Origin of the sequence: Niastella caeni, from assembly GCF_004834005.1 — a bacterium.
GTDB classification, from domain to species: domain Bacteria; phylum Bacteroidota; class Bacteroidia; order Chitinophagales; family Chitinophagaceae; genus Niastella; species Niastella caeni.
Genome location: NZ_STFF01000002.1, coordinates 590675 through 603502, shown reverse-complemented (window position 1 = coordinate 603502; position 12828 = coordinate 590675). Strand labels below are relative to the sequence as shown.

At 44.9% G+C, this 12828-nt stretch carries 4 protein-coding genes; all 4 read right to left on the bottom strand.

Annotated elements, in window-relative coordinates; genetic code table 11:
* Positions 1-116: 116 nt before the first annotated feature.
* Positions 117-1565 (bottom strand): cellulase family glycosylhydrolase, encoded by a 1449-nt coding sequence (locus FAM09_RS09990; RefSeq protein WP_136576948.1) that lies wholly within the window; start codon positions 1563-1565, stop codon positions 117-119.
* A gap of 470 nt (positions 1566-2035) precedes the next feature.
* Positions 2036-4816 carry a beta-galactosidase GalA gene (gene galA / locus FAM09_RS09985; protein WP_208025529.1) on the bottom strand — a complete coding sequence of 927 codons (2781 nt, stop codon included), beginning with the start codon at positions 4814-4816 and terminating at the stop codon, positions 2036-2038.
* A gap of 149 nt (positions 4817-4965) precedes the next feature.
* The gene (locus FAM09_RS09980; protein WP_136576946.1) at positions 4966-8271 is read right to left on the bottom strand and encodes a T9SS type A sorting domain-containing protein; all 3306 of its coding nucleotides are present in this window, start codon (positions 8269-8271) and stop codon (positions 4966-4968) included.
* A gap of 238 nt (positions 8272-8509) precedes the next feature.
* On the bottom strand, positions 8510-12631 hold the full coding sequence (locus tag FAM09_RS09975) for a two-component regulator propeller domain-containing protein (RefSeq protein ID WP_136576945.1): 4122 nt from the start codon (positions 12629-12631) through the stop codon (positions 8510-8512).
* Positions 12632-12828 lie beyond the last annotated feature (197 nt).

Here is a 12828-nt window from a genome sequence, read left to right as displayed (position 1 = left end):
AGCTTACATCGTTTAAGTAAATAAAAGCGAAAAGGCAAGTTGAAAAGGGTAGTTACACCCATGACCAGCCGCCCTTTTATCACCGGCTGGCAGGGGCATCTTTTATCAAAATATCTCTATTGCCCCCCGGCAATCAGAGCATCAATCGTTCGTTGGTCTTTTACCGTATTGTTTCGCCTGTCCAAAGCACCGCCTGTATCCCACCAAAAAGGCTTTATTCCGCGTGCCAATGCTTCTTTTGTTGTAAAGGTTATCCAATAGTCTACCGAGGCGTTATGCAAGGCCAGGTCTTTTGGAATATTGGCAGAACCATCACGCCTGTAAGCGCCATACTCGCCCATGATAACCGGGATCCCTTTATCAACAAATTTTGTTTTAACCTTATTATAGTCGGAAATGTGTTCGTCTTCTTCTCCATACGTCGCGTTACGATCGGGTTCAACGGTTGAATGATATCCTTTGCCCCAGTAGTAAGCCATTTTACCCCAGCTCACATCCTGACCAAGGAAACAAAACTGTGATGGCAAATAGTTATGCACTTCAACCATCAGGCGTTTGGCCGTCGGGTCTTTGGGCAGTGTGTTCATTAAGTCGGATGTCAATGACGCGTTTGTATTCGGCCCCTGAACAATAAGTACGCGGTGGCTGTTTTTTCCACCTGTAGAACGAACAGCATCAACGAATGTCTGGTGGTATGATGCTAAGACTGCCATCTTCTCTGCATTATCAGCATTTGGTTCGTTAGCGCTGGCAAACATCAGATGCTCATCAAAGTCGCGCATGGCGGTAGCAATTTGCTCCCAAAATGCTTTTTGTTTGGCATTGACAGAATCCTGCTTTGCTTTAGTGATGTTATTTTCGAGCCAGCCGCCATCCCAGTGAATATTGAGCATAACATAGATGTCATTATTCACACAATAGCCTACTACCTCTTTCACCCTGTTCATCCAATTTTGATCTATGTGTGCAGTAGCTTTGTTATCAACATGAAGATCCCATGCACAGGGTACGCGAATAGCTGTAAATCCCAATTGCTTTACAGCTTTTACATACGCCTCGGTGATCAGGGGATTGCCCCAACTCGTTTCTCCACCGGTAGCTTCCAGTGTATTCCCAATGTTCCATCCTAATTTGAATTTGGCAGCCAGTTGCACCGCAGTACTCATTCCTGCGGAATCAGCCGCTTTGGGCGATGTATTGTAAGAAGGATATAATTCGGCAGTTTGTGAAACCGTTACTCTTCTCGCCTGTCCGTTATTGGCGTTTATTGTCAATACGGTAGATCGGGAAGCACCTGTATGATTGGCACTTGCCGTTAACCGGATCGTACTGCTGCCGCTATTGCCTGAGGTTTTGTTTAATTGCAACCAGGAAGCTGCGTTGCTGATGCTCCACTGTGCATTTCCGTTAATGGTAAGATCCGCTGCTCCGCCTCCTGATGGAAGGTTGATCTCTGATGGCGAAACGGAGAGTTCCGGAGCAGGCGAGTCGCCCTTTTTATTACAATTGGTAAAAAAAAGTATAATGAGCAGCCCCATTATTTTGGCTAACCTCGTAATTTTCATTTTTACAGTTTTCAAAGTGTAAGAAATTTTTGTTTGCGCCTTTATAGTTGCATTTGTTGAACAATTGACCTTAATTAGTTTTGATTTGAATAGTATCAATAAGTTCTGGTTTCCTGCAGTATGAGAAGATAGGTCCTGTGACGGCATAGCAATCATTTTGGCAGCATGAAATTAGAAGCCCTGCCCCAGAAGCATGGTAGCAGCCCGTCCAATTCAGGGTATCAAAATGTTGCCGGTTTTTGTGGGCAGTGGTATTGAAATGTTGCAGGGAGGAGTATTATTTGTGTCTGAATAGGCCTGTTCACACGTATAACTCATTCACCCTCACTATCAATCATATTTACCAGGAGAACCATTGGAAAATTATTTAGAATTGAAGGCGGTTGCAAGGGGCTTTATTCAAATCGGGGGGCCGCCTTAAATTTATCAACAAAAACGTATCGACTGCTACAATATTCAGAACAAATTGCCTACCGGCCTTCGGGTATATGCCATCTAAACGTTGCTGATTTTAAACCAGGCGATGTGGCCACTAACACTATGTCGCCTGGCTCTTTCGTTCTTTGCACAATCATCTGCGCCAGGCCGTTGAAGAGTTTTCGCTTCCAGGTTCCAGCGGGTAAAACGAGTTGAATTAAACCCGGATCGGTGTTCACATTTTCCCACTCATGTCGCTTCGGTATGGGCGTAGCCACAATAGCAATTACATTTTTGCCGGGCCGAAGCATGCTTTTGTTCAACTGGTAACCAGCCGCGGTTTCATATTCTTTCTGGTTGTGTGCAATTTCTTTCCCATTGATGTAAAGCGATTGCTCACGACCAATATTTTTATAAAATAACGTAATGGCCGACGAATCATAATTTTGAGGAAGCATAAAGCTGCCCCTGTATACATAAGCCTTCGCCAGATTTTTATAATCCCGGTCTTTGAAAGCCTCCTTCCAGTTTGTATCGTCTACCGCCAAACCTGTTTCGTTTGTAACATCTATACTATCTACAGCTTTCTCTTTCAGATCTTCGATCCTGACAGTTTGAATAGTTTCAATGAACCTGTCTTTTTCAAGCGAGGTGGGATCGCCATTTCCTACACCAATTATTTTACCAGGTCCCTGAATAGTAAAGGTAATTTCGTTATCTGCCATTGGCACAGCCAGATGGTTTTTATCGAGCGCATCCACCGTTACAATGGCTATGTCATCACAACCTGCAGTAAGTGAAGTTTTGTGGGAAGTTAACCGGATGGAATCGGGCCCGGCAGTCGTTTGAACCACATCGGTCAGCAGTTTTTTTCCGGCTTTGTACCCAACTGCTTCCAGTTTACCGGGCGCATAGGCCACTTTCCATTCGAGGTGCCCATTGATTGTCATTTTTTTTCTTCCAAGGCTCTTTTTATTCAGGAAAAGTTCTACTTCGTCGCAATTGCTGTAAGCCCACACATCGATCATTTTCCCCTCCTGCCCTTTCCAGTTCCAGTGCGGCAGCAGGTGCAAAACGGGTTGCTTTCCCCACCATGACCTCAGATAGTAGGCATTATCTTTTGGAAAACCACAAATATCCATCATGCCAAAATAAGATGTAACAGAAGGCCAGCCGTATGGAGTGGGCTCACCCCGGTAATCAAAACCGGTCCAGATAAACATACCAGCGAGGTATGGCCGTTCTGCATAAAACCGCCACCCTTCTTCAATAGTATAGAAAGTTGGCCGCGGCTTTCGATCATACGCTGCCTGGTAATGCTTGTTATCGTCGGTTACATAAATACCTCTTGTAGCAAAGGTTGACCCTTCTTCAGTACCCATACCAGGCTGGTTTGGAAACCGCTTCCGGTGCGCATCAATATCACCATTACCGAGGTAATTATAGCCCATCACCTGCATTATATCGGAAATACCGCTACGGAAACTTCCACTGATGCCTGCTGTTGCGGGACGCGTGCTATCGAGACTATTGGCAAAAGCCTGCAGGGTTGCAGCAATGCGTTCACCGGTAATATTGTTTTCAATGGCCCATTCTTCATTGCCGACCGACCAGCCGATCACAGCAGGATGATTGCGGTCGCGCATGATCATTCGCTTCAGTTCATTCAACCCATCGGCTGTCGTACGCATCAACCGGTTCTCATCAAGCACCAACATACCTAACCGGTCACAGGCATCTAACAATTCGGGCGTGGGTGGATGATGCGAGCAGCGGTAAGCGTTAGCCCCTATGTCTTTCAGGGTTTTAATGCGCCAGTACTGCAACTCGTCGGGTATGGCAGTACCAACGCCTGCATGGTCCTGGTGATTATTGGTGCCTTTCAGCTTCACGGGCTTTCCATTCAGGAAAAAACCTGCTGAGGCGTCAAAGCGAATGGTGCGAATGCCGAAGGTGGTTTCGTACTGATCTGTTGTATCTGCCCTTTCTTTAATTCTGGTGACCAGCCGGTACAAATAGGGCGAATCAATGTCCCACAGCTTTGCATCATTTACAGAAAGATGCGTAGTGATTTCCCTGGTTTGAAAGGGCGCCAGCGAAACAGCGCTGTTTGTTTTAGTGGTTATAACTTTTCCGTCAGCATCGACAATGGTTTGTATCACATCGATGGTCTTGCTTTCTTTCGCTTCATTCATCACATCTGTTTTTACGCTCACCACTGCGTTCCCTTCCTGTACCTGTGAGGTAACGAATGTACCATTCGCCGCTACATGCACGGGCGCGGTTTTAGTAAGCCAAACATGGCGATAGATACCTGCTCCTTCATAAAACCAGCCTTCTTCCATGGTCGCATCCACACGTACGGCTATCACATTATCGCCGCCGTAGTTCAGCACATCGGTAATATCATATTGGAAGCTGCTGTATCCGCTTTGTTCTGTACCGAGATAATGCCCGTTTACCCATACGATGGAATTACGGAAAACACCGTCAAAAACAATTGACACGCGCTTACCAAGATCGGCAGTTGGTATCGTAAACGTCTTTCGATACCAGCCTACACTTCGCTCAGGGAACGCCCGGCCGATGGCTTTGAACCCATGACTAAAGCTGGCCTCCGGGCTAAATGGCTGTTCAACGGCCCAATCATGTGGCAGATCCAGCTTACGCCAGGCACGATCATCAAAACCAGCCGCGGCTGCGCCATCTCCGGAACCTGCCTTGGCCAAATAAGAAAAATAAGCTGTACCTGCGCCAAAGTCCTGCTGAACATCATACGGATGACCAAAAGCAAAACGCCAGTCATGGTCCATTGGCAACCGTTCTCTTTTCACTTGTTCTTGTTGCGAAAAGGTATTTAAAACGTAAAGACTAAAAAGTGTTAATGAAAAAAGGTTCTTATAATAATTCATACATGAATATACTATGCAAAAAATTGGGAATGCTTCCGGCGAAGCATTCCCAATAATTGGTGAAAGATCTGTTATTTAACGATCAGCTTCTTAGTGAAAATTAATCCTTTCGAATTTATTCTAACATGGTACAACCCTGTCTTCAACTGCGCATCGATTGCTATCCGGTTACCGCCTTTAGCGATCTTTACGTAAACCATTCTGCCCAGGTTATCATAAATTTTTACAACCGCATTCTCGGTAATTTCCGGAAGAAGGATCGTAAACCTTCCTGCGTTGGCCGGATTTGGATACAGGCTGAAAGCATTCTCATTCATGCCGGCTTCCATCACTTGTGTTGTTGATTGTCTGGCCCCAGAACCGCCCGGAATGAACGGAGAGAGATAAGTTCCGGCAATTACCTGTTGTGTAATGCCAGGGCCCTGCCAGGCTACTGCTATATTATCTCCCCCACTGCCTTCCTTGTGAAGCACTTCAATGTAGTATTTCTGTCCGGCAACCAGGTTAATGGTGGTGGACTGCTGCGTGCTGTACTTATTCCATTCTCTCGAATTCGTCCATCCAGTGATGTAAGCTATTCTTGTTGCACCGGCGGGGTTGTCGCTGGTGCTCAGGTATAATTCCGTGTTGTCGTCGCCCGCTACCCAGAAGGTGTAGCTGCCGCTTGCAGTAGGATGGATATAGCCGCGGATGCGGGTGCCATAATTATCTGCCCAGTTGGTGGGAGCTTCCAGGCTGGTGAGCTGCGAGCTACCCGAAGGATTGTTTGGATAATTGCTATTGGAGGTGAGGTTGCTGATCGCAGTTCCGCTGATGCCTGTCCACCATTGTCTCAATATGGAGCCAGTCACGGTTACGTTAAAGGTCTGCGTGCTTTGGCAGCCGCTGCTATTGGTGTAGGTGGCCACATAGTTCCCTGCCTGGTTCACCTGGATATTTGAAATGCCTGCTTCACGGGTAGTAGCACTAAAATTATTCGGACCGGTCCAGCTCCACGATCCGCCCGTTACAGGCTGAGGGCCAAACAGCACGCTGCCACCTGTAGCTAAAGTACCATTGGCTGTCTGCTGCCAGCTTCCGCCATTAAGCTGTACGTATGGAGTGATGGCAGTAGGCGTACAACCTCCTGATTCGATAACAACCAGACCTCGTCCTACTGTAGCCATATACGCCCGGCCATATACGTTCATATCGCCCATTACAAAATTACCGTTACCCACGCCTCCCCACTCATGGGCATCGTCGTTTATTCGTGTCCATGAAGCGCCCTGGTCTGTTGAACGGAAAATACCTTTAACGCCGCTAACAGTTCCCCAAATATACACAGCGGGATAAGTAGCTCCCGTTGCAGCTTTACCAAATCCAACAGCTCTGCAATAGGTAACATTCGGAACAGTTGTCCATGAGGATCCATTATTTGTAGTATACGTTAATCCATTCCACAGCGCTACCCACACATGTCCCTCGTTGCCGGGAACAGCTCTTGCCCGAATTGAACCATCTGTACCAGGATTAGATGAAGAAGCGGTAAAACTTACACCTTTATTGGTGCTTACTAAGAGTTGTCCACTACCAGGATTATAAATATAAAACTTATTGGTATTAACGTAATCTGCTATTGGATGAGCATTCTCAACATTAGTGACTCCCGTACTTGTCCATGTTCCGCCATTGTTAGTCGAATAATAAGTAGTACTTGATCCACTGGGACAATGCAGTATGGTATTTCCATCTGCCGACACTGCGACTTTCCCATATGAACCATTAATAGAAGTCGTTTCTGTCCAGCTTGCTCCCTTATCGGTAGAGTAATACATTTTATCAGAAACCCTTATCACTTTACTGGTATTGTTAGCGGCATATGCCAAACCACTGTTATGTGGAGAACTAGGGTTAATTATCTCAGTGGGATAGGTATAAATATCCGAAGCGTACACTGCTCCGCGTTGGTCTCCCATAGCGGTTATTAGAGGACCTCCCGGTATGCTTATAGCATCAAGCACTACCGTTTCTTCCAGTCCTTTTACATCAAATTTCCAGGAAACGTTGGTTGCATTGATATCATCGCAGGTAAAAAGTCCATTCCCCGACATCACCCTTACTCTTGCCGTATTTAACGGATCAAAGTCAATGCAATCTGCCCAATGTATCCCATAAGGAGCGATCCAGCCAATGCCATTGGTGTTCAGGGTGCTTGTGCACGTCAACTTTGAGGTCCAGGTACTTCCTCCGTCGGTAGATAAGAAAATAAAATCCCCCCATGAGTTGTTGCAAAACTGGTTGTTATTCCAGACGTTAATCGTCGAAACAATAACCCTGTTTTTATTTGCCGGATCAACACTGACTCCGCCGTAAGGGTAATTATTCCCCTCTGGAGTAATGTTGGTCCAGGTTCCGGTAGCAGTAGCCAATTTGTAAACTCTTCCGCTGCTGCCGTTCGATGGACCCTGTTCATCTGCCAATGTTACATATAAAGTAGAATTATCGGAAGATAAAACAGCCCTGTGGGGCATAAATGAATTATTAGGCGTAATTGGAGTGAACGTGCTGCCGCCGTTGGTACTTTTGTATATATTATTGTCTCCCGTGCGGGAAACTCCTATATAAATAGTTTGGGTAACTCCTCCCGAAACGCTGGAAGGATCAAACACTACAAAGCAGATCCCGTTTCCATTGGCTGTAGTGGTTACTCCATTCCAGGCCTGTGTCCAGTTTAATCCTCCATCGGTACTTTTCCACAAACCATTTGATTTTGTTCCGCAAAAAAGGATGTTGCCGTTATTAGGATCCACAGCCAGACGTTCGCCATTACCCCTCCCCAAAGAATTTGCGTGCGTCTTAAATTTTGAAGTCACCTCCACTATAGAAAATGTATTTCCCTTATCTGTGGATTTTAAGATCGCTGTTTTTCCACCATTGAAGTAATCAGTCCCGGCAAATAAATATAGATTATTGGGATTCTGAGGGTCCAGCGCCAAAGCTTCCACTCCCTGATAGGTTGTTTCATCCTCAGAATTCCAATCGAGCAAAGGGATCCATTTTGAATTTGCGGCATCCCAACGGTAAGCGCCTCCAACATCTGTGCGGCAGTAAACATCGCCTGATGTTTTATGACTTATGATCCCTGTTATAAAACCACCTCCCCCAAAGGCTACATTACGAAATGTTTGTGCGCTTAGTTTTATTTGTGAAAAGCAAAAAAGGATCAGCGAAAAAGCCACTATAAATCGGGGCTTGCAATAAAAAGGGGTGAAGGCCCCTGCCGTTTCCACTGATCGTGAGTTGTGAGGAGACATCCTTAATGGAAAGTGTAATGAAAGGAATGTCTTTGAGCGGTACGCTCCCGTACCCTGTGTGTGTAATAGAATTTTTTCCATATGACTTTTTTTTGTTCGTAAAAAAAACTGTTACGACATCAATCGTTGAAAAAGGAAATCGTTGTAGTTGAATACCAATTAATTTGGCAGCATGAATTTAGTAGCCCTGCGTCACAAGCATGGTAGCAACGCGTCCCATTCAGGGTATCAAAATGTTGCCGGTTTTGTGCGGTGGTATCTAAATGTTGCGGGGAGGTGTATTATTTGTGTCTGAATGAACCGGTTCACAATCTGAAAATCATTCATCTTCATTATCATCTTTGCCCGGGAAATTGGCTGTGTCATGATAGGTGGAAGGCAACACGCCAAACTGATTTTTGAAGTACCGGGAAAAATATTTAGGATTATTGAACCCGGTTTCGTAGGCTACTTCCGCCACGGTTTTATTTGTTTTCAGCAGTAACAGGGCAGCTCTCTCCAGCCTTATCGTGCGGATATATTCAATAGGGGTTTTTCCGGTTAGTACAAACATTTTTTTGTAAACAGCCGAGCGGCTCATGAGTAAGGCGCGGCTGAGATCTTCTACTGAAAAGTCGGGGTTTGACATATTTTTTTCAATGATCGTTGTTGCGTTCTGAACAAACATCTCATCCGATCTTTCGTCTTTAACGGCTATATCCACATTCTTTACTTCTACCTTCTTCGTAAATGTTTTGCGCATCGACTGCTGTTGCAATAACAGGTTTTTTATTTTGCTCAGCAATATTTCAAAATTGAAAGGTTTGGTAAGATAATCGGCTGCGCCCGTTTCTATACTGCGCAATTGCTGTTCTTCCCCCGTCAAAGCGGTTAACAGGATTACAGGGATATGTTTCGTTCGCCGGTCGCTTTTTATTTTATGGCAAAGTTCGATGCCGGTTGTACCGGGCATAATGATGTCGCTTACTATTATATCAGGGTGGGCCGAAAGTGTTTTCTGCCAGCCTTCCTTTCCATTCACAGCTGTGATAATATTATAATACTCACCGAGGTTATCTTTCAGATAAAAAAGAAAATCTTCGCTATCCTCTACCAGCAAGATGGTAAATTTTTTGCGCCGTGATGCCTGGTGGAGGGTCGCTGTTTCAACAGCCTGACGGAAAGTACTTTCGCCGGTAATTGTAACCGGGGATGTATATTCTTTAAGCGGTAACTGCACGGTAAAACAGGCCCCTTTATACTCCCGGCTTTCTACACTGATTGTTCCGTTGAAGAGGTTCACAAATTCTTTGGTAATGGCCAGTCCTATTCCGCTTCCCTGGTTGATCATAGTGCCGGGAACATCATGCTGAAAAAAACGTTCGAATATTTTTTCCTGCCTTTCGGCTGGTATTCCAATGCCGGAATCCTTTATTTTGATTTCCAACAATGCGCCAACCGCATTTTTTACAATGGTTGCTTCAACGGCCACTTCCCCGTTTTCTGCAGTAAACTTGAAAGCATTTGAAAGCAGGTTAAACAGGATCCGTTCCAGTTTGTCGTGGTCGAAATGGGTAACCATGCTTTCTGAAGGCCCGTTATAAGAAAAGCGGATCTGCTTTTTTTCAGCGATATCAGTAAAGGAGTAGCAGGTTTCTCTGAGAAAATGTACAATATCTCCTTCGGCAGGATGCAGTTTCAGTTCGTGAACTTCCATCTTTCGAAAATCGAGCAACTGGTTTACCAGGTTAAGCAGGCGTCGTGCATTCCGGTGGATCAACTGGTATTGTGATTGCAAAGAAGGCTCTGTTGCAGAGCGGATTATTCTTTCGAGTGGCGTAATGATCAACGACAGCGGGGTTCTGAATTCATGGCTCATGTTGGTTAGGAACCGGATCTTCATCACATCCACTTCATGCATGCGTTGCGCTTCTTTTCGCTCCAGTTCAAGGGCAAAACGGGTACGGGCCCGTTGAATTATCATTCGCCTGGCAATAATCAATATACAAACAACAAACAGAACGTATACAAACCAGGCCAGCCTCGTTTTCCAGAAAGGTGGCAAAATAACAATGTTCACCGCAATTCCCTTTTCATTCCATATGCCATCTTCATTCGATGCTTTTACATAGAAGGTATATTTTCCGGGGTCCAGATTGGTATAGGTCACTTTACGCATGCTGCCATCACTGTAAAGCCAGTTGTTGTTAAATCCCTGCAGCCGGTAAGCATATTTATTCTTGCGGGAATTGATATAATTGAGCGCTGCAAATTCCAAAGAGAAAATATTCTGATCGTATTTCAGCCTGATCTCATTTGTTTCAGCGATCGCTTTTTCTAACACCACATGATTTCCGATCTTTTCATCCGCTGTAATCTCCTCATTAAAAACCTGAAGACCGGTCAATACAACCGTGGGTGGATAAATATTAATCTTTAATTGATCGGGATTAAACAGATTAAAGCCTTTGGCGCCGCCAAAGATCAATTCACCGCTGCTGGTTTTAAGCACTGCATTTTGATTGAACTGCTTTTCCTGCAGACCGTCGAGCCGGTCGTAATTAAGACAATTAATACCATAGCCTTTCCCCGGCAACTGCTGGTAGGTGACCCGGCTGATGCCGTTCGGTGTGCTGATCCATAAATGTTGGGCATTATCTTCAACAATATCCAGAATAGTATTATCCGGCAATCCATCTTCCTTCCTGAAAACCTGGAAACTATTGTTACGGGCATTGTAAATATTAAGGCCGTCCCTGGTGCCCACCCAAATTGAACCGCGGCTATCCTGGAAAACGGAATTCACATTATCGTTGCTTAAACCTGTACCTGTTGAGAGTAATTGTTTAAAGGATGGTGAGCCCCTGAATTTCACATCTATTCCATAGGACGTTCCAACCCATAAATTGCCCTGCCTGTCTTCTGTAATGGAAGTGATATGTCCTGAATGTACAGCATTAGGCGCACCTGGCTTGTAATGAATAAACTTTTGAGCAAGGGGATCAAATCTTTCAAGGCCCTCTTCAAAATTGCCAATCCAGAGATTGTTGCTTCTATCTTCATAAATTTCCCACACGCGGTCATCGGCCAGGCTGTTGCTGTCTTTGTCATTGTGGCGGTAGTGCTTAAAGGTCTTACCATCATAACTGTCCAGTCCGCCATAATAGGTACCGATCCATAATAAGTTGTTATGATCAACACAAAGGCTCACGATGACGTCGTTGCATAGGCTGTTATTATTTGCCGGATCATGCCTGAACTGTTTAAAGGTATTTTGTGCGCGGTTGAAGTAAATGAGTCCGCCGCCATTTGTGCCTATCCAGATATTGCCTTTGGCATCTTCTGCAAATCGATTTACATCATTGAAGGGAAGACCGGATGCATCTGATCCCTGATGCGTATATAAGGGGAATTTGCTGATCCCTTCCTGGTAATAATTAATGCCCTGCTTAAAGGTGCCTACCCACATGATGCCGAAATCATCTTTATAAATTTCTGTAAGACTATTTTGGGTTAAACTTTTATCGTCGCCCTCTTTGTTTAGCACTACCTGCACCCGCATGTTCCTTTTATCCAGGATATTCAATCCGCCATGATCGGTGGCGATCCACAAGAGCCCTTTATTGTCTTCTGCCATGCTCATTATAATATTACTGCTCAATATTGCCGTTCCTTCATCTTTGGCTATATGTTCAACCGTATTATTTTTCACATGCACGCGGTAGGCGCCATTAAATCCCCCGCCTGCATAGATCCAGCAGTCGTTCTGGGAATCAATAAAAAGATGGTATAAATTTTCTTTTGGGTTCCCTTTTTGTTGCAGCAAGGGAATGCGTTCAACCACTTTTTTGGAGGCGCCGTCTATCTTTTCAATAAGGGCGTTACTGTAAACTACCCAGATGTTATTACCTGCATCAGTTTTTACATCAGCTATGGTAAAGGGCTGCAGCGATCTATTCCGTAGTAAAGCAACAACCGGTTTATTATGTTCATAATAATAGAGGCCACTATCCCGAAAAACAAACCAGTATCCGGCCCCGGCCTGAACAATATCGGTAAGGCCGGCGCCGGGCAGCCCCAATTGTTGCAGGGATTTATCTGCACGACGCTCGAATTTTTCTGTTACCGGGTCGTAAATATTAAAGCCGGTCCGTAGCTGGATCCATAATTTTTTATAAGGGCCGCCTGCAATTTTTGCAATATAATCGTCACTTAGTGAATTGGAATCTTTTATAGAATGGTGAAAAGTTTTAACAACATAGCCATCATACCTGTTTAGCCCGCTCATGGTGCCAAACCACATAAACCCGCGGCTGTCTTTATAGATCGTTGTAACCTGGTTGTGCGACAAACCATGACTATAATCAAGATGGCGAAACTGATAAATAGGTTGTTGAGCTTGTAATGGACGGGTACAGCACAACACAAAGGCAATCGCAATCAACTTATAAAGCAGTTTCATATAGCAGGAATAGCAGTGAAGCACAATTTAAAAAATAATTCCTGCATCTAAGGCTGCCTGCAGCCTAAAAGTTGAAGGCTGCAACATTCTATACTGTTAATTGTAACATTTGGGCGCCTGGTTCAACAAAAAAAAGGGATACAAACATCGCTGGCGGCATCACCAGCAACCCGGTATCGGAGCGGCCTCGTGCTCTA

Bases quoted from the DNA above. Each gene is read 5' to 3' on its own strand.
- FAM09_RS09990 (WP_136576948.1), bottom strand. From the start codon at position 1,565: ATGAAAATTACGAGGTTAGCCAAAATAATGGGGCTGCTCATTATACTT.
- FAM09_RS09980 (WP_136576946.1), bottom strand. From the start codon at position 8,271: ATGGAAAAAATTCTATTACACACACAGGGTACGGGAGCGTACCGCTCA.
- FAM09_RS09975 (WP_136576945.1), bottom strand. From the start codon at position 12,631: ATGAAACTGCTTTATAAGTTGATTGCGATTGCCTTTGTGTTGTGCTGT.